We start from the raw sequence: 25,537 nt of genomic DNA on the forward strand, positions 1-25,537 counted from the left end.
TCGCGCGGGGATTCTCAGCTTATGCGGGCTGGATCGGAGCCGCCTCGATATCGTGCCGGCGCAGCCGATACCGGGACAGCGGGACGAGGCTGAGGGCCATCAGAACGGCGGGGAGGATGCTGAAGCTGAGCACGATTCCTGCGACTGCGGCATCCGGCTGGACGACGCTCGCGCCGGCCACGCTGGAGATGTACCCGGTAGAGGCGAGCATGAGCGACACCGCAGTCGCACCGAGAGCGAAGCCGATCGTTTCACCAGCCGTCCAGATGCCGGTGAACGTTCCGGCCTGGCCAGGGCCTGTCGCGCGCTCGTCGTGCGAGATGACGTCGGGCAGCATCGACATGGGCAGCGACTGGAGGCCGGCGTAGGCGACACCTGCGACAGCGACGGAGGCGTAGATCCACGATCCTGGCGCCCACACCGCGAAGGTGATGGTCGCGGATGCGATGAGGAACAGAATGCTGGCGGCGAGGAAGGACCTCTCTTTGCCGATGCGATTCGCGATCACCGTCCACGCAGGAGTGGCGATGAGGGCGGGGCCGACGAGGGCGATGAAGAGCACTTCGACCGCGGACTCGTCGCGCAGCACCCAGGTCGCGACGTACTGTGCGCCGGCCAGCATTGTGCCGGTGGCGAGAGCCTGCAGCAGGAAAGTGCCGAGCAGCGCACGGAACGGGAGGCTCCTCTGCAGCGCGCGGAAGCCCGAGAGGTATTGCGTGCGCAGGCTCACCGGCACGGGGGGTGTTGCCGAGGGGGCGGCTGCCGCGGCGGCCGCAGTGCGACTGGCGATCAGCATCCCGATCCCGATGGCGACACCCGCGACGATCCCCATCAGCAGGTAGCCGGTGACGGGATCGCCGGTCGCGCGGCGGAGCATCGGGCCGCCTGCGCCGAACAGCAGGATCGCGGCCGTGAGCACGACCACCCGCCAGCCCAGCAGACGGGTGCGCTCGTCGTAGCTGCGGGTGAGCTCGGCAGGCAGCGCGACATACGGTACCTGGAACAGGCTGAAGGATGTCGCGGTGCCGAGGAAGGCGAGCAGCACGCAGATCGCGCTCGCGACCGGTCCCCACGACGGCGGCACGGCGAATGTGAGAGCGAAGAAGATCGGCAACGTGAGGGCGCCTACGACCATGAAGCCGCGACGAGAGCCGGTGCGGGCGAGCTGCCGGTCGGATGCCGCGCCGATCAGGGGGTCGATCACGACATCCCAGACCTTCGCCGACGTGACGATGAGGCCGGCGGCGAGAGCCGCGACTCCGAGGTTGTCGGTGAGGAAGTACGTCAGGACGAGCCCGGGCAGGGTGGCGTAGCCGCCGGTGCCGAGGGATCCGATCGCGTAGTTGACGATCGTGCGCGCGGAAAGGCGGACGGATGCTCGTTCGGGTCGAGCGTCGTTGCTCATCGCGCCAGTGTAGCGGCGCGGAGCGGGCTCAGATCAGGGCGAGTTCGCGGAGCTTCGCCTCGACGTCCTCATTGCGGGGTTCGACGTGGTGCGAAGCGTCCGGATAGACGACGACAGGAATGTTCGTGCGCCCGGAGATCTCCTTGGCGACGTCAGCCGCCGCGGGCTCCGCGACGAGGTCGACGTAGGTGTACTCGACACCGAGCTCATCGAGCTGCTTCTTGGTGCGAATGCAGTCGCGGCACCAGTCGGCGCCGAAGAGGGTGATGGAGTCAGAGGCAGGAGAAGTCATCAATCCAGGATACGACCGCGTGGATGAGGCGGCATCGATCTTGCCAAGTAAGGGCAGCCTTACCTATACTCGAAGCGTGACCACCGCATGCGAACACCTCCACGAGCCCGACTGGGAGCACATGGACGGGCCGGTGCTGATCGCCGGCGACGTGCATGATCTTTCGGCGATCGCCGAGGTGTGCCGACGGCTGCCCTGGAACGCGATGGGTACCGTGATCCTCGAAGCCGCGGCGCGGGTGCAGATCCGCCATGTCGATGTCCCGGAGGGCGTGTCGGTGCGATGGCTCATGAGGGGGGACGGCACCCAGGCGCGCGCCCGGGGCGAGCGCCTGGGTATCTCCGTCCATGCGTGGTGCGTGGAATGGGCCTGCGCCGAGCCGGAGACGGATTGGACCGTATGGCTCGGACCGCACACGCCACCGCGGGTCGCTCAGATGGCGCGAAGCCTGCTCGGAGTCAGCGCGCCTCCGCAGGCGTGAATCGGCCCTGGGTCGAGCACCTGACTGTTCCCGGTCGATGCGCACCTTCATAGCGGACCGTGAAACGATGGACCTCTACCTATCGGCGCTATGGGAGGGGGACGCACGTGGGCACCGCTGTCACGATCATCGTCCCCACGTTCAACGAGCGCGACAACGTCGCCGAACTCATCTCGCGGGTCGCCGCCGCTGTGGACGGGCACGATGCCGAGATCCTCTTCGTCGATGACAGCACGGACGCCACGGCTGCTGAGATCACGCGGGTCGCAGTCGACGCGCCGCTGCCGGTGAGAGTGATCCACCGGGCGCAGAACACGGGAGGCCTCAGCGGCGCGGTCGCGCTCGGGTTGGCTGAGGCTGCAGGTGACACCTGCATCGTCATGGATGGCGACCTGCAGCATCCGCCCGAACTGATCCCCCAACTGTTGAGTCGTTTCGAGCAGGGGGATGTCGACATCGTCGCCGCATCCCGCTATGTCGGCGGCGGCGACTCTCGTGGACTCGGCACAGCAGTGCGATTCGGCATCTCACGGGCAGCGACCTGGCTCACCAAGGCGATGTTCCCGCGGCGACTGGCCCGCAGTACAGACCCGATGACCGGTTTCTTCCTCGTCGACCGACGCAGCCTGGACGTGCCGGGGCTGCGCCCGCAGGGGTTCAAGATCCTGCTCGAGATCCTGGCGCGCTCCGACGTGCGGATCGCCGAGGTGCCGATGGAGTTCTCCGAGCGCCGCAACGGCACGTCGAAGGCCACGATGCGCCAGGGTGCGACGTTCGTCGCTCACCTCGCCCGTCTGCGCTTCGGCAAGATGTCGCTGTTCGCGGTGATCGGCGGCATCGGCGCGGTCGTGAATCTCGCCATCATGTGGGCTCTCACCACGATGGGAATGCCGTACATCTGGGCAGCGATCGTCGGCGCCGAGGTCACCATCGTCGGCAACTTCTTCCTGCAGGAACGGTTCGTCTTCGGCGACATGCGCTTTGATGCTCGTGGCGTCGGCTCTCGGTTCGCCGCATCCTTCACGTTCAACAACGTCGAGGCGGCCCTGCGGATCCCGGTCATGGCGCTGATGGTCGAGACCTGGCACATCTCGAGTGTGCTGGCGACCGGGCTCTCCCTGATCGTCGCCTTCTTCGCCAGGTTCCTCTTCCACTCGTTGTTCGTCTATGCGCCGCGGCGCGGGCGGTCACGAGTCGCGGGTGCCGCTTCCGAGCCGCGACCGCGCACTGCCCCTCAGCGCATCATCTCTGCGATCGACGCGGAGGCCATGCGTCCTGGCGAGCTCTGACCGGCCGGGCTACGATGTCCCGGTGAATGCAGAGACAGTGACCTCCCGGTATCGACTGACCCGGATGCTGCCGAGAGACCCGCATCAGCCTCACCGCGCCGCCAGCATGCTGGAGCTCTTCTTCGACCTCGTGTTCGTGGTCGCGGTCAGCATCGCCTCCGCTGAGTTGCACCATGCGCTTGCCGAAGGCGACATCCTGCACGGAATCACCAGCTATGCGATGGTCTTCTTCGCCATCTGGTGGGCGTGGATGAACTTCACCTGGTTCGCCACCTCATATGACACCGACGACTGGCTCTACCGCGTGTTGACGATCGTGCAGATGGGTGGGGTGCTGGTGCTGGCCGCCGGCGTGCCCAACGCGTTCTCACAGGGTGACTTCACGATCGCGGTGATCGGCTACGTCATCATGCGCATCGCGATGATCGCCCAGTGGCTGCGTGCGTCCCGTCACTCCGGCCCGATCCGCAGCGCCACACGACGCTACGCACTCGGGATCGCGTTCGCTCAGGTTCTCTGGGTCGGCTTCCTCTTCCTGCCCGCGGAGGTTCGCGTTCCCGCCTTCGTGCTCTTCGCGCTCGTCGAGATCTCGATCCCCGTGTTCGCCGAATACCGGCAGCAGACGCCGTGGCATCCGCATCACATCACCGAGCGCTACGGGCTGTTCACGCTGATCGTGCTCGGCGAGAGCCTGCTCGCCTCGGCCAACGCCATCATCGAAGCACTGCATGAGGCCGAATCGCTCGGTCCGCTCATCTCGATCGCCGTGCTGACTCTCGTCGTGACCGCTTCGCTGTGGTGGATCTACTTCTGGCCCCCGCACCACCGCGCGATCGCCTCGTTCGCGAGTTCGCTGCGATACGGGTACACGCACTACTTCGTGTTCGCTGCCGCTGCCGCATTCTCCGCCGGCATCGAAGTGGAGATCGACGTTCTCACCAGCCACAGCGAACTCGGCGCGACGGCAGCCGCGCTGGCGGTCACGGTGCCGATCGCCGTGTTCCTCCTCGGGATCTGGTGGATCGCGATCCGGGACAACGCCGATCGAGTCGTGAACACGGTGCTTCCGATAGGTGCGCTCGTCGTACTGCTGGACCCGCTCCTGCCCATTCCGATCGCCTTGACCGCCGGCATCATGATCATCATCGTCGTGGTCCTGGTGCTCCGTCCGCCGGTCGTGAAACAGGATTCGTAGGCATTCGCGACGCATCCCAGGCATCCGCCCGCGAGCAGACCCGCTACGAAAACGGTCTGCGCCTGCTAGACTGAACACGCAACGTGAAGGATTCGCCGCGATTTCGGCGCATCACGTCGCCACTGATCAGGGTCGTAAAGGACCGCTCGCACCGACGCGCGCGGCATCCGCTCTTGATCTCAAGAACCATGAGGCGCGCCTGAGGTGCGCCCGCACAAAGCAATGAGCATCACCATGAGTATCACCACACATTCACAAGCACCACTGAGCTGGAAGCAGGCAGACGACAACGTTCACGTCGCGACTCGAGACGGCGAATTCGCCGGCTTCGTCGAGTTCGCCGGCACGGCGCACGTCGTGCACGACAGCCACGGTAACGAACTGGGCGCTTTCGCGACCCTCTCCGACGCACGCCGCGCCCTCGACGGCTCTCCCCGTCGTGCCACCCGCTCGATCCGGCAGACGCTGCGCCGCCACCTGAGCCGCGCGCGCTCGTGAAGTCCGATCGAGCCGCGAAACCTGAGAAACGTATGCCCACCCGCGTATGCGGGTCGCGTTAGCCTGAAGAGAAGCGATCGGCAACTGCCCTTGGCTTCCATAGCTCAAGGGCTCCGATCGACAGGAGAGCAACATCTCCACATCTACGGTCGTCGAAACGACCAGCACCCTCGGACCGGTACGTCAGACATACGCGGGCAACGCTGATTTCCCGCCCATGGCACGCGCCTTCAAGAACGTGTCACAGGTCGTTCGCGAGATGGGCCTGTTGCAGCGCACCAAGTGGTTCTACCTGCTCAACGCAGTGGGCATCGCAGTCGCCCTCGGCGGTGCGGTGACCGGATTCATCCTGCTGGGCGACAGCTGGTTCCAGCTGCTCATCGCCGGCGCGCTCGGCATCATCTTCACGCAGATCGCCTTCGTCGCCCATGAGGCGGCGCACCGGCAGGTCCTCACCTCCGGGCCGGCGAACTTCCGGCTTGCGCGCGTCCTGGTCGGTCTCGTCGGGATGAGCTATTCCTGGTGGGACAACAAGCACACCAAGCATCACGGCAACCCGAACCAGGTGGGCAAGGACCCCGACATCGAAGTCGACACGGTCTCGTTCCTCGAAGAGGATGCCGCCAAGTCGCGAGGCCTGATCCGTCTGATCACCCGCAAGCAAGGGTGGCTGTTCTTCCCGCTGCTGACGCTCGAAGGCCTCAACCTGCACTACCTCGGCCTGAAGTACCTGCTCACGAAGAAGGACGTCAAGGGGCGCTGGATCGAACTGGGCCTCATCACCGCGCGTCTCGCCGCCGTTCTGGTACCGGTCTTCCTGATGCTCCCGCTCGGAATGGCGTTCGCCTTCATGGGCGTGCAGCTCGCCGTCTTCGGTGTCTACATGGGTGCCGCATTCGCACCGAACCACAAGGGCATGCCGATCATCGAGCCGGGCGCCAGACTGGACTTCTTCACCAAGCAGGTCCGCACCTCCCGGAACATCTCCGGCGGCTGGTGGGTGACCATATTCATGGGCGGCCTCAACTACCAGGTCGAGCACCACCTCTTCCCGAACATGCCGCGCCCGCACCTGGCGAAGGCCAGGGAGATCGTGCGCGACTACTGCCTCGCCAACGATGTGCCGTACACCGAGACCAGCCTTCTCAAGTCGTACGCGATCGTCATCCAGTACTTGAACCGCGTGGGACTCTCCGCGGGTGCCGATCCGTTCGACTGCCCTGCCGTGGCACAGTTCGGGCGGGCGTAGGCTCCCTCGGAATCAGCGGACGCCTTCGCTGGAGAGGGCCGCGTCGAGTCGCGGTGTCGGGATGCCGAGCCGGCGAGTCTCAAGCAATGCGTCACGGATAACGGCGCGAGGTTCGGGCGCGTCCGGATCGGTGTGCGCCGCCAGGCTGACCTGAGCGATTGCGAAGCGGGTGGATGCCCATGCCAGCGCAGCGCTCGTCTGTGCAGGCAGGCGAAAGGGGAGTATGGCACGGCGGTGCCGACGGAGGTCGACGCCCCGCGCTTGGATCACGGGCAGCAGTTCTCGGGTGATCAGGAACGCGTCGCGGAGGGCCCGTCTGTCGCCGATCATGTTGGCCAGACCGCCGTGACGATGGCCTTGAGCATGCATTCCGACGTCGGCGATGAAGTGCAGCCACAACCAGCCTCGCATGTCCTTCTCCTCTCGGATGGTGAACCCCGCCTGTAGGAACGCGCCTCGCACGGCGAGTTGCCGTGCGCTGGGTGCGGTGTCGGACCTGCCCACGATCAAGGTGCGCATAAGGGCGCCTCGCAGGACGCCATCGTCGTCGAACCCGCCGCCGGCCTGCGGGAACCCGAATACGACCTGGGTCGCCGGAATCGGCTCGACGGCAGCGAGTGGCTCATCCCACACGTTGCCCAGCACCAGCACCGTCGCGTCACCTATTCGGGGAGCGAGGAATTCCGCAGCAGCTTCAAGGTGGTGATGTCCGACGCTGAGCACGACGAGCTCGAACCCGTCGGCTGATCCGACGGACTCTCGCAGCCGGGTGGGGACTGCGAGACGGGAGCGCATGCCGAGCGGTGAGCGGCGTGCGTCGATGAGATCCACCACGACCTCGTCGCCGAACTGCTCGGCGCGGCCCTTGCGGACGTGGAACTCCACGTCGTGTCCGGCTTCTTGCAGCGCATGACCATAGATCGTCGAGATCACTCCCCGGCCGAACATCAGAACTCGCATCGTCGTCTCTCTTCAGGTCACCTAGTAAATGGAGATAATCTCCGAATGCTACGATATGGAAACCATCTCCGGATGTCAAAGGGGGACGTATGGCCGAAGTGCGGGCGATGCGGGCGGACGCTCGCCGCAACAGGGACGCGATCGTGGCGGCCGCGCGGGCGGCGTTCGATCGTGGCGATCAGCTGCGCTTCGACGACTTTGCGGGCCGAGCGGGCGTCGGCGTGGGAACTCTCTATCGGCACTTCCCCACTCGAGAAGCGTTGGCGGCGGCGGTGTATCAGGACGAGGTGCTCGCCCTCTGCGAGTGCGCCCGTGAATCGACCGGGCCGGCGGGGGAGGCTCTCGAAGCGTTCCTACGAGGTTTCGTGGACTATGTCGTGGTGCATGCGGCACTGGCGCGGACGCTCGCAGCTCTGGTGGGTCCTCATGCCCAAGAACTCGGTGGAAGCGAGTTGGAGCGCACGGTCGCCGAACTGATGGATCGCGCTGTTGCCGACGGTGCCATCCGCGAAGACGTCTCATCGGGTGCAGTCATGGTGGTATTGCACGGCATCGGATCCGCGGTTGATCGTCCGCTCTGGGCGTCAGATTCGAGGGCGGCGATCGAACTGCTGATCGACGGGATCACGTCGCGCTGACCGACCGTGGCAGGTGTGCACCCTTTCGGTGGGGCGAGCCGTTCGCTACGTTGTGGGCATGGACAACGACTATTCAGGAATGGCCGCGGGCCTCGGAATCGGTGCGATCATCTTCGGGCTGGTGATCTACCTCGGAACCATCGCGCTGATGCTGTGGATCGGCTACCTTCTCATGCGCACGGCCGTGAAGAACGGCATCCTGCGCGCAGACGCGGAACGTGCGGGGCTGCGCCCCGGCGGGCCTTACGCAGGGCCGCCGAGCACGCAGCAGCATGGCATGCCACCGAGGCAGTGAGCCGGGATGCGCCGGAGCGCTCCGTGAGCATGACGTCGGCGGAGGCGACTTGCCCCACATGATCTGCTCCGCCTCGTCGGAGCGTGACGTTGTGCGCGTCTGCCTGGGTGTTCTCGGCGACGACGATCGGGTGCGCCCGTAGGCTCGAGCCATGACTGAGCTGCACGACCTGACGGCGAACGAGCAGTTGGTGGCGCTTCGTGCGCGCGAGGTCAGCCCTGTCGAGCTCACCCGGCACTATCTCGACCGCATCATGCGCCTGGACGATGGCCTCGGTGCCTTCGTCGAGGTGACAGCGGATGCTGCGCTCGCCCGCGCAGCGGCACTCGGCGACGAAGCGCCGGAGGGCGCGCTGTGGGGCTTGCCGTTCGCCGACAAGGACCTTGTTCCCCGCGCGGGTGTGCCGACGCGATTCGGCTCCCGGCTGCATCAGGACTTCGTGCCGGATGCGACCGCGGATCAGGCCGCGGTGCTCGACGAGGCCGGGGGCATCAGCCTCGGAAAGACGAACACTCCGGAGTTCGGCCTCACCGGCTACACCGAGACGCAGATCGCTCCGCCCGCGCGTGACCCGTGGACCCCGATCAACGGCGCCGGCGGATCGAGCGGCGGTGCCGCGACTGCGGTGGCTGCGGGGCTGCTTCCCCTGGCGCCGGCATCCGATGGCGGTGGGTCTATTCGGATTCCTGCTGCGACCGTCGGCGTCGTCGGCATCAAACCGTCGCGGGGGAGGGTGCCGTTCGCATCGGGTCTCGACAGCCCCGGTGGCCTGCCGGTGGCGGGGCCCATCGCGCGTACCGTGGCGGATGCCGCGTTGCTGCTCGATGTGCAGGTGGCCGGGCGACGGTACTCGTACGCGACGGCCGCGCCGGGTGCGGGGTTGTTCCTCAACGCAGCGACGGCGGATACGGCATCCGCTCGCATCGGCGTGACGACCGTCTCGCCGTGGGATGACAGCGAGGACATCCGGCTCGATCCCGAGGCATCGCGCGCGGTCGACGTCGCGACGGCGCTGCTCGCGGATGCCGGGCATGGCGTCGACCGGTTCGATTGGCGTCCGCGCGGCTATGCGGAGCTGTTCACGACCATCTGGCGCACGAGCGCCGCACGGATGAATCTCTCGGATGCAGAGCTCGAGCTCGTGGAACCGATCACCGCATGGCTCGTGCGCGAGGGCCGGGAGCTGACAGGGGCGCAGGTGCTCGAAGCGCTCGCCGCGGCGACGGTGTTCGAGCGCGAGACCATCACAGCGTTCGCCCTGTTCGATGCCGTGCTGACACCGGCGCTCGCGCTGCCACCACAGCCGGTCGGATGGTTCCACCCGACGGATGCGAGCGCGAACTTCTCGCAGCAGGTGCGCTACGCGCCCTACTCGAGCTTCGTGAATGTGGCAGGGTTGCCGGCGATCGTCGTGCCGGTGACGCTGAGCGCGTCAGGGCATCCGGTGAGCGTGCAGTTGATCGGTCGACCGGGCGGAGAGGCGCGGATAATCACGCTCGCCGCGGAGTTGGGAGCGCAGGGTCGGCGCGTTGCCGCGACCGGCTGCCTGGCGCGAGTAGCGTTCGGCGTTCAGTCGGCGGTACCCGCGCGGGTAGTGTGAGGCATGACGGAGGGACGCCGCAGTGATCACTCGGTTCGAAGAACTTGACTGGCAGCCCACACCGATCGGCGACCTCATGCTGAGGCGCCGTACCGAGCCGGCGGTCGGCCAGGAGATCTACGAGGTGAAGCTCGGCGACGAGTACCTCATGTCGAGCCTGTTCACAGTGGCCGAGGAAGAGCTCGCTCACCTGGGGCTCGCCGCTGTCGAGGGCGATGAACTCTCGGTCCTGGTCGGCGGGCTCGGCCTCGGGTACACGGCCGTCGCCGCACTGCGCGACGAGCGTGTGCGTGCGCTCACTGTGATCGACCGGCTCGGTGCCGTGATCGGCTGGCACGAGCGGATGCTGCTGCCGGTGTCGACCGAGCTCGTGAGCGATGCGCGCACGACCTTGGTGGAGGATGACTTCTTCGCCGTGATGCGGGCCGCGCCTGCGAAGGGCCAGAGCGGGTACTCCGCCATCCTGCTCGATGTGGATCACTCCCCGCGGCACCAGCTCGACCCGACGCACGCCGACCTGTACGACGCGGCCGGGCTGCGCGCGCTCGACCGCCATCTCGCGCTGCGCGGGGTCTTCGCTCTCTGGTCGGATGATCCGCCTGATGACGACTTCATGGTCGAGATGAACGCCGTGTTCGACGAATCGGCAGCGCACGTCGTCGACTTCGACAACCCGGTCACCGGTGGTGTGTCGTCCAACACGATCTACGTCGGGCGCAGCCGCGGCTGACCGACTCCGTCGCACACGCGAACGACGCCGCTGCTCCTTCGTGTCGAAGAAGCAGCGGCGCCGCCCGATTCGAATCAGTCAGACGACGTCATTCACTCCTGGAACAGGCGCGGTGCGAAGTCGATGAGATTCTTCTGCCAGACGTCCCACCCGTGCGGGCCAGGCGTCACGCCGTCGAACTCGTACTCGAGGCCGATCGAGTCCATCGTCGCAAGAGATGTCATCATCCCCTGGTAGACGAAGTCGGTGATGTCGCCGATGTAGAAACGGATCATGTCGGTGTTGGCGTTGATCGCTTCGACGTCCACTCCGTCTCCGCTGCCGAATCCGGCGGAGAACACACCGATCGAGGCGAACTGATCCGGTTGCGACTTCATCACCGACAGCGTGCGCGCGCCACCGGCCGACAGGCCCGCGAGTGCACGCTCGTGCGGATCGCTGCTGACGTTGTAGTTCTGCTCCGTCGTCGGGACGACGTTCTCGAGCAGTTCTTTCGGATAGTCATTGACGTTGCCGTTCGGCATCACCACGACCATCGGCTCGATGGAACCGTCGAGCGCCAGGTTGTCGAGGATCTGACGCGCGCGTCCGACCTCCACCCAGTCCGTCCAGCTCTGCCCGCCACCGTGGTTCAGCACGAACAACGGGTACGGTTCGGCGCGGTCGGCATCGTAGCCCGGAGGCGTCCACACGTAGGCGCTGCGCTCCTGACCGGCCACGGTGCTCTGGTAGGTCATGACGTCCAAACCGCCGCCCTGGCCCTCCGGCACGTCGGTCAGCAGACGGGACTCCTCGCCCTCCACGAGGAAGGTGCTCCACATCGGCTCTGAGGTGACCGAGGTCGGGTTCGACGCGTCCTTGACCGGCTGCCGATCGACGATGAGGCGGTAGTGGTAGAACCACGGATCCAACGGACCGATGGTCGTCTGCCAGCGGTCGCCGACCTTGTTCATCTCCACGCGCAGCCAGCTGCCGCCCGGGGCGATGTTCGCCCACACCGAGACGTACTCGGCATCCGCGAAGTCGGTCGTCGTCTCGAACGTGACGAATCCGTCATCGCTGATCCACGGCGTCGGTGTGGTGCCGGATGCCGGCGTCTCGAAGCGCTCGGTGAGTGCGGTGTGCCCCTCGCTCATCGCCGGATCGGATGCTTCGCCCGTGAAAAGTCGCGGTGCGAAGTCGATCAGGTTCTCCTGCCAGGCGTTCCAGTTGTGACCGGCGTCGGGGTTGACGCCGTCGAACTGGTACTCGAGGCCGAGCTCGTCGAACTTCTGGAACGAGTCGTAGACGTCGTTGTGCGCGGCATCCGTGGCGTTGCCTACGTAGACGCGGAACAGGTCGGTCTTGTCGTTCATCTTCTGGACGGGCATGTCGTCGAGTTCGCCGAAGCGGCCGGCGCCGAAGGTGCCGATCGCCGTGAACTCACCAGGGAGCTCGCTGAAGACCTCGAACGTCTGACCGCCGCCCATCGACAGCCCGGCCAGTGCCCGCTTGTTCCTCGACGGCGACACGTTGTAGGCGCCCTCCACTGCGGGAACGATGTTGTCCATCAGCTCCGCGGAGAAGTCCGACACGTTGCCGTTGCCCATCACGACGAGCATGTCCTCCAACTGGCCGGACAACCACAGGTTGTCGAGGATCTGCTCTGCGCGACCGACCTCGACCCAGTCGCGGTAGCTCTGGCCGCCGCCGTGCTGCAGGTACAGCACCGGGAGCTTCTTGCCCTTGGGCGTGTAAGTCGGAGGCACCCAGACGAGCGCTTCGCGTTCCTCGTTCTCGACCGAACTGGTGTACGTCAGCGTCTCGATCGTGCCCGCATCCTCAGGGGCGTCCGCGAGGAGCGCGGCCGACTCGCCGGGGATGAAGAATGTGCTCCATTCCGGCTCTGATGCCACGCTGGTGGGGTTGCTGGCGTCCTTGAGTACCTTGCTGTCGTCGCCGGTGACCTGGTAGTAGTACAGGCCGGGCTCGAAGGGGCCGTATGTGGCGGTCCAGTTGGCGCCGCTGCGCTGCAGACCGATCTGGGCCCAGTTGTGGGACGGGCCGAAGTTGCCTTCGACGACGACCTGCGACACCGGTCCGACAGCCTCTTCGACCGCCGCGCCCGGCACGCTGATCCTCAGGTAGCCGTCGTCCTGCACGGTCACCCAGGGGGTGGCGGCAGTCGCAGGGGCGGCGAATGCCAGCCCCGCGGCGGCAACGAGAGCGGCGGTCAGCAGTGCCGCCGTTCGTCTCGTTCTTCCGAGCCGGCTCGAACGCCGACTCTCGGATGTGATCTCCATCGATTCCTCATCTCGTGTGACTCGGCCGACTCGGGTGGGGCGCGGGTGGCGTGCCTCGCACCGGGTCGGATGGGGGAGTGCGGATGAACCCGCTGCAACTGTATTTACAACGTCGTAAATCCGTACGCGGACACTCTTGCAGGACAGAGCAGCTCAGGTCAATGCCAATTTCCAACGTTGTGAAGAGATGGCGCGATGAATGTGCAGCGGGCGGAGCCGTCTCAGCGCCGGACGCGGGCGCGTGACTTGGCGACGCTGGCGAGGGTCTCGCGCAGCGGGGTGCCGAGATAGAGCCCGAGCGATGCGCCGGCGGCCAGGCCGATACCGATGGAGCCTGCGAGCACGAGCGGACTGATGCTGACCAGCATCCCCTCGGCAGTGCCGTCGGAGTCGGCCAGCCCGAGCAGGCCGCGGAAGACCGCCGAACCCGGGACGAGGGGGACGATCGCCGCAGTCGTGACGGCGACGGACGGGACATGGAAGTTCCTGGCGATCAGGATGCCGATGAAACTCGCCATGAGCGCACCGACGCCGCTCGCCGCAGCCTCGTGAATATCGAGGAGGATCGCGACGTTGTAGCCGACGATCGCGATGACGCTCAGTCCGGCACTCACGAGGATGATCCGCAGGCCCGCGCCGTTGAACAGGGCGACGGCGACGGCGATGATCACGGAACCTGCGATCTGATGGAGGAGTGATCCGAACGGCAGGATGTCATCCGGAAGCGCCATGCTGAATCCCGCCAGTCGGGCGAGCTCGAGCCCGATCAGAATGCCGAGGACGACGCCGACCGTCTGCATCGTGAGGTCGAGGATGCGGCCGCCCGCGGTGAGCGCGAATCCGTCGATCGCATCCTGCGCCGCTCCGACGACGGTGAGTCCGGAGAGCATCAGCACGATGCCTGAGGCGACGATGATCGACGGCTGCACATGATCGAACGGCGCGATGCCTGCGGCGCCGAGTGCGGAAGTCGCAGTCGCAATGACCGTGATGACGAAGGCGCCGGCGATCTGGCTGAAGAACGACGGCACCTGCAGGCGTGCGAGGCCGGCCTGTGTGAACGCCGCGCACAGGGCCGCGATGAAAGTCAGCAGGATGATGATGGGCGAAGCGCTGAACAGGATGGCGACGCCCACGGTGAGCAGCGCTCGGGCGATGATCACGACGAGGGGACGGTACAGGAACGGCGTGCGACGGATGATCCGGAAGGCCATTCGCGCGGCATCGAGGTCGAGTCCGTCAGCGATGTCGACGAGCAGCGCCTGCAGGCGCTGAAGCTTGGCGTGATCGGGGGACGCCGCACGCACGACGCGCATCAGGGTGGTCGGCCAGTCCTCCTCGCCGCGATGGTACGAGACGCTGATCGCATTGAAGGTGACTTCGACCTGCACCCCGGTCAATCCGTATACGCGAGCCACGCGAGTGATCGCGAACGTGACGTCGTGCGCTGAGGCGCCGACCGCGAACATCGATTCGCCGATCCGCAGCGCGAGGTCGAGGATCTTGACGACTATCGTCTCGCCCAGCACGGGGTGCATCTCGGTGAGCGCCACCTTCGACGGATCGGTGCTGATGGCGCGGCGGACGGAAGTCAACAACCTCCAGTGGCGTTCGGGGGACATACCTCCATTGTGTCGAGGAGGCGACCGGGGCGTCACCCCCGCGGGGGTGTGCCGCGGTGAAGGCGAAGTCGGCCAGGAGCGAACGGCAGCACCGGTGCCCGGTACTCGAGCGCTGACGAGTCATCGGGGTGGAGTGTGAAGTCGGCTTCACCGAAGCGCCAGAGCCTGTTGAAGAGGAACACGCCGAGCGTCACCGTCTCGTCAGACGGCACCTGCCAGGTGCCGAGGCCCCACTGCGTGGGCTGACCGCGCCCCGCGATGACGAGCGTGGGTCTGACTCCGGCGTACAGCGCGAACCAGGGCTTGTGCATGGTCAGTTCGATGCGACGGGTTCCGCCGATGCTCACCGGATTGTCGGCGCTCACAGGATCACGTCATCCGCGGTGGCCAGAGTCCGCCAGCCTGCCGGGCGCACGGCCTGTGCTGCCAGCACATCGGCATCCGGCAATGCGCCGAAGTCGATGCCGGTCATGTCGGCGATGTCCGCGATGGGTGCTTGGAAGGTGCGGAACGCCCCCAGCGGCGGTGCGACGAGAAGACCCTCGGAGGTGTCGACCAATTCGGACTGGTCGAGGACGAAGCCGGTGGCGGCGAGTCCGCTCGGGCTCTGCCATGCGGCGACTTTCCAGAAGCGGAGGGGGATCCGGATGCCGCGGTAGGGCGGATCGTCGTCAGCGAGCGTCGGCGCGGTGAAGACCGACACGCGTTGGTCGGTCGTCTCGGCGTAGTCGAGCACGTGGTCCTCGAGGCCGAGCCAGAGCTCTTTGGACTGATTGAAGCCCGCTGCCTGCGGCGCTGCGTTCGGGTAGAAGAAAGTTGCTTCCGTCGCATCCCGCGCTTCGTCGGCCGAGCCCCAGCCGGGGTCGCGGCGGCGCACGAGGTGACCGCGATCGAGGTCGTTTCGCGCATACACATCCGGACCGGTCTGCTCGTCCGCGGGGAGCCGCGGATCGAGGCGCCAATCGCCGGTGCGCGGCACATCGACAAGACGCGCACCGTCGATGTTCACGCCCGTGACTGCGGCAAGACGGCGCTGCGGCTCGACCAGAACGGAGAACCGCGGATAGGTGAGCTCCCGAACTTCGAGCGCGGGCTTGGGCATCGGAAGCGGCGTGGCCAGGAACCCGGCGTCGTACCCGTCAGTCATGTGTTCCATCGTGCCGGATGCGGCGGGGTCGCGGATACCAGGATGCAGGTGTTCGAGCCGTGACCTGCTCCGCGTCACGCGAGCGGCGCGGGATGAAGTCGCGTGATCTCTCGCGTGGCGAGGTCGATCATGACGGCGGTGTCCTCGGGGATGCGGGTCCATCCTTCCGCGTCGAGGCCGCTGGAGATGACATGGATCGCGTCGTCCGTGATGCGGTAGTCCATCGCGTAGTACTCGGTCGCGTGGCTCGCGGGCATCGCATCGTCCGACTCGAAGAGCTTGCGCAAGGACTGGACCGGCGAATCGACGCGGCTGTTGACGTGAATCGCGAACAGTTTCGTCGGCGTGAGAAGGAGCGCGTTGAGGCTCGAGTTCGGGAACTCGCGCACCAGGATCTCGAGCGCACGCGTGACGCCTTGTGCTTCGTCGCCCTCAGCGTCGTCGGTGCATTGCATGATGAGACGGAAATAGCGCTCGCTGTCGGTGTCGCCGATCAGCTTCGCTCGAGACGCCGCGCTGAGTTGCTCTTCGAGGTGGGCGATCGGCGCGATGTGGCCGTTGTGGGCGAAGGCGTACCCGCCATCGGTGAACGGATGAGTGTTCGCGAGTGACACCGGCAGACCGCCTGTCGCCCATCGCAGGTGCACGAGCCCGCAGCATCCCAGCGCCTGCTCTGCGAGTGCCGCGTACTGCGGATCGACGGATGCGTTCTGTGCCGAGGAGACCGCTTCGGTCGGTTCATCGACCGAGCGATGCCATGCCATGCCCCACCCGTCGCCGTGCACCTCGGTGAGCGCGGTGAAGGTGTCGAAATCCTCGCGACCGAGAACATCGACGACGGAGGTCGGGTGGGTGGTGACGTAGCCGAGCAATCTGCACACGATGCGATTCTCCTCTCGTCGTCGAGCTTTCTCCTTTCGGGCTCTGCAGGCAAACTGGGCGCATGCGTACTGTCGGTGTTGAAGAAGAACTGCTGCTGGTCGATGCCGAGAGCGGGCGACCGCGATCGGTTGCCGCGCGCACCCTGCAGTACGCCGGAGAGGCCGCGAAGCCTGCGGAGCCGATCAACGGCAGCGCCGGCGCGGCTGAGCGGACAGCCGCCTCCGGCGATGCGCCTGGGGGCTCCCTTGAACATGAGCTTCAGCAGCAGCAGATCGAGACGGACACGATTCCGCACACCGACATGATCGCGCTCGGCGACGGCGTGCGTGCGTGGCGGGACCGTGCGATCACTGCCGCACGCCGTGCCGGTGCTCGCGTGATCGCCTCGGGGACGTCGCCGCTGCCGGTCGGAGCCGCGATCGTCGGCAAGCCGCGATACCTGAAGATGGTCGAGCACTTCGGCCTGACGACCACAGAGCAGCTCACAGGAGCGTGCCACGTTCACGTCTCCATCGAGTCGGACGAAGAAGGCGTCGGAGTGCTCGACCGCATCCGCGGCTGGTTGTCCGTGTTGCTCGCGCTGAGCGCGAACTCTCCCTTCTGGCAGGGGGAGGACACGAAGTACGCGAGTTTCCGCTCTCAGGCCATGGTGCGCTGGCCTACCGCCGGTCCGACCGAGGCATTCGGGACTGCCGAGAGGTATCACGAGCTCGTCTCCTCGATGATCGCCTCCGGCGCCATTCTCGATGAGGGCATGGTCTACTTCGACGCCCGGTTGTCGCACCACTATCCGACCGTCGAGATCCGTGTCGCGGATGTCTGCCCGGATGCTGCGGACACCGTGCTGGTCGCGGCTCTGTGCCGCGGCCTGGTCGACACGGCGGCCGCTGCGTGGAGCGCGGGGGAGGAGCCGCTGCCGCTCTCTGTCTCGATGCTGCGGCTCATGAGCTGGCAGGCCGGACGGTTCGGCATCGAGGGCGACCTGATCGATCCGCGAACGCTCAAGCCGCGTGCGGCACGCGAGGTCGTGGCCGATCTCGTCGATCATGTTCGTGTGGCGTTGCGCGAGAACGGCGACGAGGCACTAGTCGACGCTCAGATCGAGCAGATCTTCACCCGAGGCAACGGGGCGATGCGCCAGCGCGCCATGCTCGAGAAGACCGGCCAGCTGAGCGACGTCGTCGCCGACCTCGCCACGGCCACCGCGGGCCTCGACGGCTGAAGGCTAGCGAGCGCGTCGCAGTATTGGCCGATCTCGAGGGAGTGAGCGACTGACTAGGCTTCGACGGATGGACCTCTTGCGGCTGGCGGGCGCACCAGGCGTCGGCAAATCCACGACCGCGTGGGCGATCGCCCAGCGGCTGGCGGACGAGGGCGTTCCGTGCGGATACGTCGACACCGACCAGTTGGGCATGTGTTATCCGGCACCAGACGATGACTCGGACCGATGGGCGCTCAAGGAGCGCGCACTCGCCGGGGTGGCTGAAGAGTTCTGGCGTGCTGGAGTGCAGCGACTGGTCGTCTCGGGCGTTGCGTTTCCCGATGACCCCCCGCCGCAGATCGACGGGATCTCAGTGCGGTCGGTGTGGTTGGACGCCTCCGAGCAGACTCGGCGTGAACGGCTCGGGCAGCGGGGGAGCAGCGAGGATCAACTGCAGCAGTACCTTGCCGCCGGGACGGCGGAGGCGGCGCGGGTGGAGTCGTCCTGGGAGCGGATCAGCACCGACGGGTGGTCACTGGACGAGACCGTCGACGCGGTGCTCTCGAGATGGCATCCGGTCGTCGTCCAGGAGAGCAGAGCTCCTCGCCCGTTCATATCGGAGGCAGCGGCCGTGGATCGCGTGCTGTGGGTCACCGGCCCGCGTTTGGCAGGAGCGTCGCGCATCGGCTGGGAGATCGCGAGTGAGGAGTGGGGCGCGGGACGCCGCCTCGGGTTCGCAGACCTCGCGCAGCTGTCCTTCGCGTGGAACATCAACGGGGCTGTCGGGATGGCGAACATCGCGCGCGTGCACGGTGTCTTCCGTGATGTCGGCGCCGATGTGCTCGTGGTGGTCGCTCCTCTCGAGGTCAGCCCATTCGCCGTGCGGGCGGCGCTGCCGAATGCGGAGGTGTCGTTCGTGCGGCTCGTGGCCACCGGCGCTGACGTCCGCGCGCATGCGAGGAGCCGTGCGAGAGGCGATGGCCCGGCGCTCGCCGGTGATGACCTCATCGATGCGTCGGATGCTGACATCGAGGACGTCGTCCGGACCAGCCTCGCGCAGTCGTCCCTTCCGCTTCGAGAGCATGAGCAGGCGGTCGATACGCGAGGTCTTTCACTGACGGATGCCGCGGCCGCTGTGCGGCGCTTCCTTCCTGCCGAGTAGATCGCGGTCAATGCGCGAGCAAAGCGATCTCACTGTACGGCGTCGAAGAGTTGATGATCTGCGGCGGGTCCGGAAGGTCTGACCAACCCGCCAGCTGTTTCTCGATTCGCCGCAGTTCATCGAGTCCGCCGGCTTCGGTGAGCAGGTTCAAGATGTTGCGGTCGATGAGACTGGAATCAGCCCGCCCACCCCGCTCCTCGACCCGACGCCAGCACTCCATGACATCTTCGTGAAGCATCGTGCGCCGCACCTGGCCTCCACCGGCAATCACCGCCGCTTCGAACTCGGAGGCCTCTTCTGAGGTGAAGAAGAGCTGCGGGAAGATCACGTTCCCGCCTGATGAAATGTGTTCTCTGAGCATCGCCAGCGCCAACGGTTGCACTTCGGCTCCGGCTTGGAGAAAGTCCGTCGAGGCGGTACCGAGGAGTCCCCGCAGGACGTCGACGTCAAGATTCAGCCAACCTCGTCTGGAAGCCACGAACTTCCGCGCGTATGTCGACTTCCCAGAGCCGGGCAGGCCATTCATGAAGATGCAGTAGCCAGCCTTAGACATCTCTGAGTTCTCCTGCGGGCAGCGGTCGGGGCATGGCTCGACGGTAGCAGCGGCTCGGGCGGTGTTCTCTGGGGTCCTCCTACACTGTGTGGCATGCAGACTCAGACCCATGACCTCAGCTTCACCGATACGGAGGTTCGTAAGAGGTTTCTGAGTTGGGCGGATGGCGAGGCCGACAGGGAGTGGGGATGCCTCAGCTTGATTTGGGAGCACGCGCCGGGGCTCGCGCCACGACCGCTGAGGCGAGAGACCTTGAGCGGCCACCCCGTTATCGTCATGGAGCGACTGCCGGGTGATCCGCTCGGCCACGAGCCGCTCACCGCCCAGCAGACGGAATCCCTGGGACGGGCGTTGCGCCGCCTGTACAGCATCCCCGTCGAACGCATCATTGACGCAGGGATCAGCGAGCGACGCTACGGCCCGTCGACGCTTCCTCACGCGCTCACCGGCTGGTTGAGCGAAACGCATGACCTCTCCCGCTGCCAGGACCCTGCGCTGGTGGCTGACGGTGTCGAGGCTGCGCGTGAGTGGCTGACTCGACCCGATGCTCTCCCCGCTCCGCGACTCGTCGGACTCGGGATCGCGGACCTGAACCCCGCGAACATCGTGTGGGACGGACAGAGCTGTCGTCTGGTTGATTTCGAAGACGGCGGACTCACCGACCCGGCGTACGATCTGGCCGATCACCTCGAGCACATCGCCGGTCGCATCACAGGCGTGTTCGATCCAGATGCTCTTTCCGCAGCCGTTGATCTGTCCGAGGAGGAGCGAGATCGGATGCGCGCCTACCGACCGCTCTGGGCGGCGTTCTGGTTGGTGATGCTGTTGCCGGAGAACGGCGGCTTCCGTCGTAATCCACCAGGCACGACAGAAGTCCAGGCCAGCCATGTGAAAGGGCTCATCGCCGCCATGTGAGCACTCGGCCCGGTTTGCGACATGAGATCTACGATCAGCGTTTCCCGAACGTCGCCTGCTGACCGTCGTGGATCGATGTGACCCACTCCCAGCCCGGTTGCGCGTCGGGTCCGATCCGTGGGTCATCCGACGGGTCCCCGTCGTGCAGGGCGCGCACGTACTCGCGGTCCAGGTCTATTCGCCGGCGCATCTCGGCCTGGTCTCCCGGCGAGCCGTGGCCGGGGATAACGACGTCGACATCATCGATCACGCTCTCCAGTTGCTGCAGTCCGACGAGGTACTCCTCGAGCGGATCGTTCGCGCCGTCCGGCTCGTCGAACATCGGCACAAGGACATCAGAGAGCATGTCGCCCGCCATCAGCGCTCCCCGTTCCGTGACCAGCAGCGCTGCGTGGCCCGGCGCATGAGCGGGATGCTCGATGACCCGAGTCTCTGGACCGTCCCACGGCAGCCGTGTCGCACCATCCGGCAAGCCAGTGAGAAGGCCGAAGAGACCGACCGGAACGTCGTCGACGATCTCGGGCGGAAGGCCTTCGATGAACGCTGACTTCCAGTCCGGCGGCGACCGCAGCTCCACCAGACGCGCGGCACAGCGTGCAGTGCCGTAGCGCGGCGCGGCGCCGAGCAGGGGATGCCAGAGCGCGTGATCCCAGTCGGGGTGCGTCGCGAACCCGGCGACGACAGGCAAGTCACGCTCGTGGAGATCGACGGTAAGTCGGTGCAGGGCCTGCGAGTTGTCGCGGGCGTGATGCGCAGGAGGGGGAGTGGCCCGCTCAGCCCTCGACCCCGAACGCCTCCGCAACCTCAGTCGTTCCAGGCAAAGCAAAACCCCCACCATGTTAGAAGCTAGGTGGGGGTTTCTGAGGTGACTGTAATGATCACCCTGTGGCTCCGACGGGCGTCGATCCCGTGACCTCACGATTTTCAGTCGTGCGCTCTACCAACTGAGCTACAGAGCCATGCGGCACATCGTAAATCCGCCGCAACCTAGACGAAAGGCCCTCTTCGAAAAAAGGGCCCGTCGCTTAGAGCGACCCTGACGGGACTTGAACCCGCGACCTCCGCCGTGACAGGGCGGCACGCTAACCAACTGCGCTACAGGGCCATGCTTTTAAATTGTATATCGGTCGAAGTGACCCCAACGGGATTCGAACCCGTGCTACCGCCGTGAAAGGGCGGCGTCCTAGGCCGCTAAACGATGGGGCCGAAGGGCGTCCCGGGGGACTTCCTTGCCGACGCTCAAGCATAAAGGATGATTTGACCAAAACGCGAATCGAGGGCGCGCCGTACTTCCGCCCGGGCGTTTCGGGAGGACGATGGGTTGCGCCTGCCATGCCACAGCTTCTGAGATTCGCTGTTGCAGATGTTAAAGATGTTGTTACTGTGGCATGAGTGAAACCTGTGGAAGGGGCCGTGTGAACGACGAGCAGTCCGCGATGGATGCTGCGCGCGAAGCGGGAGACTCCTGCGGATGCGCGCCGAGCATCACTGAGCGGCGTACCTTCTGGCAGAAGAGCACCCTCACCCGTCGCAGCGCACTCGGCCTCGGCGCCCTCAGCGTCGTCGCGCTGAGCGCCTTCGGCATCGGATCCGGCGTCAACGCGGCGTACGCCGCCTCGTACCCGAGCTGGGACGACGTCCAGCAGGCCAAGAACAATGAGGCAGCGAAGGCCGCAGAAGTCACGCGCATCCAGAACCTCATCAACGCCCTGACTCAGAAGGTCGCAGACACGAAGGCTGCGGCGGAGGTCGCCGGCAACGAGTACTACGCCGCGCAGCAGGCATTCTTCGACGCAGTCACGAAGGCCAACGAGCTTCAGGCGCAGGCCGATGCGCAGGCGAAGATCGCCGACGAGTCCGCCACGAAGGCGGGGCAGGTCGCTGCGCAGCTGTACCGCAACGGCGGCGACGACACCGCTCTCGAACTCTTCTTCGCCGGCTCCGCGGCCAACGCAGACCAGCTGCTCTCCAAGCTCGGCACGATGGACAAGCTCCTCGAGTACAACCAGTCGGTGTACGACGACGCTGTCGCAGCGCGCAACTCTGCACAGTCGATCAGCGACCAGGCTCAGGTCGCGCGCACCGAACGGGATCGTCTGCAGAAGGTCGCCGAAGAGAAGATGGTCGCGGCGCAGGCGGCTGCCGAAGCTGCACAGGCCGCGCTCGATGAGCAGACCAAGTACCTCACCACGCTCGAGGCGCAGCTCGCTGCCCTTCAGGACACGACCGCGAAGACCGTTGCCGACTACCAGGAAGGCGTTCGCGTCGCCGAGGAAGCGCGCAAGGCCGCCGAGAAGAAGGCCGCTGAAGAGGCGGCCGCTGCGGCGGCCGCGGCAGCCGCCAATAACGGCGGCGGCGGTGGCGGCGGAGGCGGTGGCGGCGGAGGCGGCGGTGGAGGAACCGGCGGCTGGGTTCGCCCGCACGGCGGATGGCGCAGCTCCGGCTACGGTCCCCGCTCATCGCAATGCGGTCCGCAAGGCTGCTCATCCAGCTGGCACTACGGTGTCGACCTCGCGAACGGCTGCGGCACCCCGATCTTCGCGGCGAACGCCGGAACCGTCGACTACGCCGGCTGGAACGGCGGCTACGGCAACTACGTCCGCATCCAGCACGGTGACGGCGTCGGGACGGGCTACGGCCACATCGTCGACGGCGGCATCGTGGTGCGCAGCGGCCAGTGGGTCGAGTCCGGTCAGGTCATCGCCTACGAGGGCAACACCGGCGGATCGTTCGGATGCCACCTCCACTTCGAGGTCTACATCTGGGGCGAGTACACCAACCCCATCGACTTCATGGGTGCGCGAGGCGTCTCGGTCTGAGATCCCGCACGCACGATCCCAAGAACACGAAGAAGCCCCCGGCCGCCGCAAGGCGCACCGGGGGCTTCTGATGTCAGCGAGGGTCAGTGGTCCTGGTCGCCCGCGCGAACGATCGCCTCATCGAGGATGCGCTGCGCCTCGGCGGCGTCACCCCACGCGTCGACCTTGACCCACTTGTTGGGCTCGAGGTCCTTGTAGTGCTCGAAGAAGTGCTCGATCTCCTTCTTCGTGTATTCGGCGAGATCGCCGATGTCCTGGATGTGCGCCCAGCGCGGATCCTTCGACAGCACGGCGACGAGCTTGTCGTCTCCGCCGGCCTCATCGCTCATCTTGAGCACGGCGACAGGACGGACCTCGACGACGACGCCGGGGAACAGCGCCTGGTCGAGCAGCACGAGCACGTCGAGCGGGTCGCCGTCCTCGCCAAGAGTGTTGTCGAAGTAGCCGTAGTCGGCCGGGTAGCCGAAGGTCGTGTAGAGAACACGGTCGAGGTGCACTCGTCCGGTCTCGTGGTCGACCTCGTACTTCACGCGGCTGCCGCGCGGGATCTCGATGACGGCGTCGTGTGCGCCCATGCGTGTGCTCCTCAGAAAAGACGGTTGGATGCCGGAAACCAGCCTACCTGCGCAGCCGATCGAGCAGTTTCTCCAGTGGGGTCGAGAACACGAGCAGCAGAAGAGCGAAGTAGCCGATCGGATGCACCCATGCCGCGATGGGCAGTGCCACGCAGAACAGGATGATCGCGGCGATGTCCCCGATTGCTCCGTGACGGAGTTTCTCGGCGCTGAGATCGGTGAGCGTCGGATGCCGCATCAGATACAGCTTGCCCGCGAGCGTCGCCGCCTGCGTCAGGATCAGCGTGCCGATGTAGAGCAGCGCCTGAAGCGGGTCCGTGTCCATCTGGCCGAGCATCGCCGTCGGCACCGGCAGCCACACGATCGTCAGCATCCACGCGACGTTGACGCACAGCAGCGGATTCGAAATGCGGAGGACTCCCTCGTACATTCGATGATGCTCCATCCAGAACACGGCGATCAGGACGAAGCTGAGGACGAAGCTGACGATCTGACCGCCGTGCTCGACCAGGAATGCCCGGTGCTCGTCTCATCGATCGCCGCCTCGGACACCGACTCCAGCAACGGCAGGATCAGCAGCGTCATCGCGATCGCCACGACGGCATCGACGAAGGCCTTCAGGCGCTCGGGAGCGAATGTGGTCTGCTCAGTCACAGGCTCAGACTAGAGCTGTACGGGATGCGCCGGGTAGGCGCGCTTCTCGGTGCCGTAGCGTTGTCGTGTGCCTTCACTGTCGCCTGCCATCGCCGAGATCCGTCTTGCTGTGCGCACCGCCCTCGTCGACCTGCCCGACGGCACGACCCTCGTGGTCGCGCTCTCCGGAGGTGCGGACTCGCTGGCTCTCGCCGCTGCGACGGCGTTCGAAGCGCGCGCGCGGGGGATGCAGGTGGTGAGCGCGACGATCGATCACGGACTTCAGGAAGGATCGGCGGCCGCGGCGGCCGCGGCTGCCGCGAAGGCACAGGCCCTCGGCATCCGTGCGTCAGTCGAGCGAGTGCAGGTGGCGGGTTCGTCGAGCGGGTCAGGGACCGGAATCGGCGGCGCTGGAGGGCCCGAGGCCGCGGCGCGCGACGCCCGCTATGCGGCGCTCGGCCGCATCGCTGCGGAAGAACGCGCCGTCGCGGTCCTCCTCGGCCACACACTCGACGACCAGGCCGAGACCGTGCTGCTGGGACTGGCCCGTGGCTCCGGCGCGGCAAGCCTGCAGGGGATGGCCCCCAGTCGCGCCGACGAAGACGGCGTGATCTGGCTTCGTCCGATGCTCGGGGTGCGGCGTGAAACGACCCGTGCGTTCTGCGCAGCATCCGATCTCGTGCCGTGGGACGACCCCCACAATCTCGATGACCGATTCGCGCGGGTTCGCGTGCGCGAGCGCGTGCTCCCGGTGCTGGAGGCCGAACTCGGCCCCGGCATCGCGGCGGCGCTTGCGCGCACGGCAGCGCAGCTTCGGGAAGACACCGAAGCGTTCGACGAGATGATCCACGAGACGATCGAAGACATCGTCGAGCATGCCGAGGCCGGCATCTCCGTCAGCGTCGCGGCTCTCGCCGCGAACCCGGCGGCGCTGCGGAACCGCATCATCCGTCTCGTCGCGCACAGCGAGTTCGGCGCGAGCCTCACCCGAACTCAGACGGTGGAGGTCGCGCGTCTCGTCACGGAATGGTCAGGCCAAGGGCCGATCGATCTGCCCGGCTGCTCGGCGACGAGGCAGGGCGGGCAGATCGTTTTCACGGCGCGCACCTGATGG

27 protein-coding genes and 3 tRNA genes are annotated in these 25,537 nt (G+C 66.3%); 14 read left to right on the forward strand and 16 right to left on the reverse strand.

The annotated features are described in order from the left end of the window. Positions 1 to 19: 19 nt before the first annotated feature. Together QFZ46_RS11260 and QFZ46_RS11265 are read right to left on the reverse strand one after the other, a co-directional pair. Positions 20 to 1,405, reverse strand: a complete 1,386-nt coding sequence (locus tag QFZ46_RS11260; protein ID WP_307361425.1) for an MFS transporter — start codon at positions 1,403 to 1,405, stop codon at positions 20 to 22. A gap of 28 nt (positions 1,406 to 1,433) precedes the next feature. Next, positions 1,434 to 1,697, reverse strand: a complete 264-nt coding sequence (locus tag QFZ46_RS11265) for a glutaredoxin family protein (protein WP_307361428.1) — start codon at positions 1,695 to 1,697, stop codon at positions 1,434 to 1,436. Positions 1,698 to 1,773: 76 nt separating this feature from the next. On the opposite strand from QFZ46_RS11265, the gene QFZ46_RS11270 reads away from it, so the two are divergent. The 5 genes from QFZ46_RS11270 (at position 1,774) to QFZ46_RS11290 (ending at position 6,409) form a co-directional block, all read left to right on the forward strand. Next, positions 1,774 to 2,178 carry an SIP domain-containing protein gene (locus QFZ46_RS11270; protein ID WP_307361431.1) on the forward strand — a complete coding sequence of 135 codons (405 nt, stop codon included), beginning with the start codon at positions 1,774 to 1,776 and terminating at the stop codon, positions 2,176 to 2,178. A 107-nt stretch (positions 2,179 to 2,285) separates the two neighbouring features. Next, complete coding sequence (locus QFZ46_RS11275; RefSeq protein WP_307361434.1) at positions 2,286 to 3,467, forward strand: glycosyltransferase; 1,182 nt, start codon at positions 2,286 to 2,288, stop codon at positions 3,465 to 3,467. Between the two features lie 64 nt (positions 3,468 to 3,531). Further along, positions 3,532 to 4,662 (forward strand): low temperature requirement protein A, encoded by a 1,131-nt coding sequence (locus tag QFZ46_RS11280; RefSeq protein ID WP_307364580.1) that lies wholly within the window; start codon positions 3,532 to 3,534, stop codon positions 4,660 to 4,662. A gap of 234 nt (positions 4,663 to 4,896) precedes the next feature. Beyond that, complete coding sequence (locus tag QFZ46_RS11285) at positions 4,897 to 5,160, forward strand: hypothetical protein (RefSeq protein WP_307361437.1); 264 nt, start codon at positions 4,897 to 4,899, stop codon at positions 5,158 to 5,160. A gap of 133 nt (positions 5,161 to 5,293) precedes the next feature. Continuing rightward, entirely contained in the window at positions 5,294 to 6,409 is a 1,116-nt protein-coding gene (locus tag QFZ46_RS11290; RefSeq protein WP_307364582.1) for a fatty acid desaturase family protein, read from the forward strand. Between the two features lie 12 nt (positions 6,410 to 6,421). Here QFZ46_RS11290 and QFZ46_RS11295 read toward each other — a convergent pair whose 3' ends face one another. Continuing rightward, the gene (locus tag QFZ46_RS11295) at positions 6,422 to 7,369 is read right to left on the reverse strand and encodes a ketopantoate reductase family protein (protein ID WP_307361439.1); all 948 of its coding nucleotides are present in this window, start codon (positions 7,367 to 7,369) and stop codon (positions 6,422 to 6,424) included. 89 nt (positions 7,370 to 7,458) lie between these two features. Here QFZ46_RS11295 and QFZ46_RS11300 point away from each other — a divergent pair, with 89 nt between their 5' ends. From QFZ46_RS11300 to QFZ46_RS11315, 4 genes are all read left to right on the forward strand, one after another. Continuing rightward, positions 7,459 to 8,007, forward strand: coding sequence for a TetR/AcrR family transcriptional regulator (locus tag QFZ46_RS11300; RefSeq protein ID WP_307361441.1), 549 nt, complete (start codon positions 7,459 to 7,461; stop codon positions 8,005 to 8,007). Between the two features lie 58 nt (positions 8,008 to 8,065). After that, positions 8,066 to 8,302, forward strand: coding sequence for a hypothetical protein (locus QFZ46_RS11305; protein ID WP_307361444.1), 237 nt, complete (start codon positions 8,066 to 8,068; stop codon positions 8,300 to 8,302). A 151-nt stretch (positions 8,303 to 8,453) separates the two neighbouring features. Then, complete coding sequence (locus QFZ46_RS11310) at positions 8,454 to 9,902, forward strand: amidase (RefSeq protein ID WP_307361446.1); 1,449 nt, start codon at positions 8,454 to 8,456, stop codon at positions 9,900 to 9,902. Positions 9,903 to 9,924: 22 nt separating this feature from the next. After that, positions 9,925 to 10,632, forward strand: a complete 708-nt coding sequence (locus tag QFZ46_RS11315; protein WP_307361447.1) for a spermidine synthase — start codon at positions 9,925 to 9,927, stop codon at positions 10,630 to 10,632. Positions 10,633 to 10,724: 92 nt separating this feature from the next. On the opposite strand, the gene QFZ46_RS11320 is transcribed toward QFZ46_RS11315, so the two are convergent. The 5 genes from QFZ46_RS11320 to QFZ46_RS11340 all read right to left on the reverse strand — a co-directional run bounded on the left by QFZ46_RS11320 (position 10,725) and on the right by QFZ46_RS11340 (position 16,564). Beyond that, entirely contained in the window at positions 10,725 to 12,914 is a 2,190-nt protein-coding gene (locus QFZ46_RS11320) for an alpha/beta hydrolase (RefSeq protein WP_307361449.1), read from the reverse strand. Between the two features lie 221 nt (positions 12,915 to 13,135). After that, positions 13,136 to 14,536 carry a threonine/serine exporter family protein gene (locus tag QFZ46_RS11325; RefSeq protein ID WP_307361452.1) on the reverse strand — a complete coding sequence of 467 codons (1,401 nt, stop codon included), beginning with the start codon at positions 14,534 to 14,536 and terminating at the stop codon, positions 13,136 to 13,138. A gap of 32 nt (positions 14,537 to 14,568) precedes the next feature. After that, positions 14,569 to 14,901, reverse strand: coding sequence for a hypothetical protein (locus QFZ46_RS11330; protein ID WP_307361454.1), 333 nt, complete (start codon positions 14,899 to 14,901; stop codon positions 14,569 to 14,571). Next, entirely contained in the window at positions 14,898 to 15,683 is a 786-nt protein-coding gene (locus tag QFZ46_RS11335; RefSeq protein ID WP_307361456.1) for a DNA/RNA non-specific endonuclease, read from the reverse strand. The genes QFZ46_RS11330 and QFZ46_RS11335 overlap by 4 nt, the downstream gene beginning before the upstream one ends. Positions 15,684 to 15,757: 74 nt before the next feature. Then, the gene (locus tag QFZ46_RS11340) at positions 15,758 to 16,564 is read right to left on the reverse strand and encodes a class II glutamine amidotransferase (RefSeq protein WP_307361458.1); all 807 of its coding nucleotides are present in this window, start codon (positions 16,562 to 16,564) and stop codon (positions 15,758 to 15,760) included. A gap of 62 nt (positions 16,565 to 16,626) precedes the next feature. Here QFZ46_RS11340 and QFZ46_RS11345 point away from each other — a divergent pair, with 62 nt between their 5' ends. Beyond that, positions 16,627 to 17,787, forward strand: a complete 1,161-nt coding sequence (locus tag QFZ46_RS11345) for a glutamate--cysteine ligase (RefSeq protein ID WP_307361460.1) — start codon at positions 16,627 to 16,629, stop codon at positions 17,785 to 17,787. Positions 17,788 to 17,854: 67 nt separating this feature from the next. Beyond that, positions 17,855 to 18,928 (forward strand): AAA family ATPase, encoded by a 1,074-nt coding sequence (locus QFZ46_RS11350; RefSeq protein WP_307361463.1) that lies wholly within the window; start codon positions 17,855 to 17,857, stop codon positions 18,926 to 18,928. A 7-nt stretch (positions 18,929 to 18,935) separates the two neighbouring features. On the opposite strand, the gene QFZ46_RS11355 is transcribed toward QFZ46_RS11350, so the two are convergent. After that, positions 18,936 to 19,592: an AAA family ATPase gene (locus tag QFZ46_RS11355; RefSeq protein WP_307361466.1), complete on the reverse strand. Its 657-nt coding sequence runs from the start codon at positions 19,590 to 19,592 to the stop codon at positions 18,936 to 18,938. On the opposite strand from QFZ46_RS11355, the gene QFZ46_RS11360 reads away from it, so the two are divergent. Further along, positions 19,575 to 20,396, forward strand: coding sequence for an aminoglycoside phosphotransferase family protein (locus tag QFZ46_RS11360; protein WP_307361469.1), 822 nt, complete (start codon positions 19,575 to 19,577; stop codon positions 20,394 to 20,396). The two genes, QFZ46_RS11355 and QFZ46_RS11360, sit on opposite strands and share 18 nt — an antisense overlap. A gap of 34 nt (positions 20,397 to 20,430) precedes the next feature. Here QFZ46_RS11360 and QFZ46_RS11365 read toward each other — a convergent pair whose 3' ends face one another. From QFZ46_RS11365 to QFZ46_RS11380, 4 genes are all read right to left on the reverse strand, one after another. Next, positions 20,431 to 21,234 (reverse strand): MBL fold metallo-hydrolase, encoded by an 804-nt coding sequence (locus QFZ46_RS11365; RefSeq protein ID WP_307361471.1) that lies wholly within the window; start codon positions 21,232 to 21,234, stop codon positions 20,431 to 20,433. Positions 21,235 to 21,282: 48 nt separating this feature from the next. After that, a tRNA-Phe gene (locus QFZ46_RS11370) sits at positions 21,283 to 21,355 on the reverse strand. A gap of 72 nt (positions 21,356 to 21,427) precedes the next feature. Beyond that, a tRNA-Asp gene (locus QFZ46_RS11375) sits at positions 21,428 to 21,501 on the reverse strand. A 28-nt stretch (positions 21,502 to 21,529) separates the two neighbouring features. Then, positions 21,530 to 21,602, reverse strand: a tRNA-Glu gene (locus QFZ46_RS11380). Between the two features lie 209 nt (positions 21,603 to 21,811). On the opposite strand from QFZ46_RS11380, the gene QFZ46_RS11385 reads away from it, so the two are divergent. Further along, positions 21,812 to 23,215 carry a peptidoglycan DD-metalloendopeptidase family protein gene (locus tag QFZ46_RS11385; protein WP_373457645.1) on the forward strand — a complete coding sequence of 468 codons (1,404 nt, stop codon included), beginning with the start codon at positions 21,812 to 21,814 and terminating at the stop codon, positions 23,213 to 23,215. An 83-nt stretch (positions 23,216 to 23,298) separates the two neighbouring features. Here QFZ46_RS11385 and QFZ46_RS11390 read toward each other — a convergent pair whose 3' ends face one another. From QFZ46_RS11390 to QFZ46_RS11400, 3 genes are read right to left on the reverse strand one after another with little or no spacing between them, the layout of a single operon-like run. Next, a complete protein-coding gene (locus QFZ46_RS11390) occupies positions 23,299 to 23,790 on the reverse strand; it encodes an inorganic diphosphatase (RefSeq protein WP_307361473.1) in 492 nt (163 codons plus the stop codon). A 43-nt stretch (positions 23,791 to 23,833) separates the two neighbouring features. Next, positions 23,834 to 24,301, reverse strand: a complete 468-nt coding sequence (locus QFZ46_RS11395; RefSeq protein ID WP_307364586.1) for a TMEM175 family protein — start codon at positions 24,299 to 24,301, stop codon at positions 23,834 to 23,836. Then, positions 24,250 to 24,444 (reverse strand): TMEM175 family protein, encoded by a 195-nt coding sequence (locus QFZ46_RS11400; protein ID WP_307361475.1) that lies wholly within the window; start codon positions 24,442 to 24,444, stop codon positions 24,250 to 24,252. The genes QFZ46_RS11395 and QFZ46_RS11400 overlap by 52 nt, the downstream gene beginning before the upstream one ends. Positions 24,445 to 24,511: 67 nt before the next feature. On the opposite strand from QFZ46_RS11400, the gene tilS reads away from it, so the two are divergent. Continuing rightward, on the forward strand, positions 24,512 to 25,534 hold the full coding sequence (gene tilS, locus QFZ46_RS11405) for a tRNA lysidine(34) synthetase TilS (protein ID WP_307361478.1): 1,023 nt from the start codon (positions 24,512 to 24,514) through the stop codon (positions 25,532 to 25,534). Positions 25,535 to 25,537: the final 3 nt, after the last annotated feature.

Source organism: Microbacterium murale (assembly GCF_030815955.1).
In the GTDB taxonomy this organism is placed as follows: Bacteria; Actinomycetota; Actinomycetes; order Actinomycetales; family Microbacteriaceae; genus Microbacterium; species Microbacterium murale_A.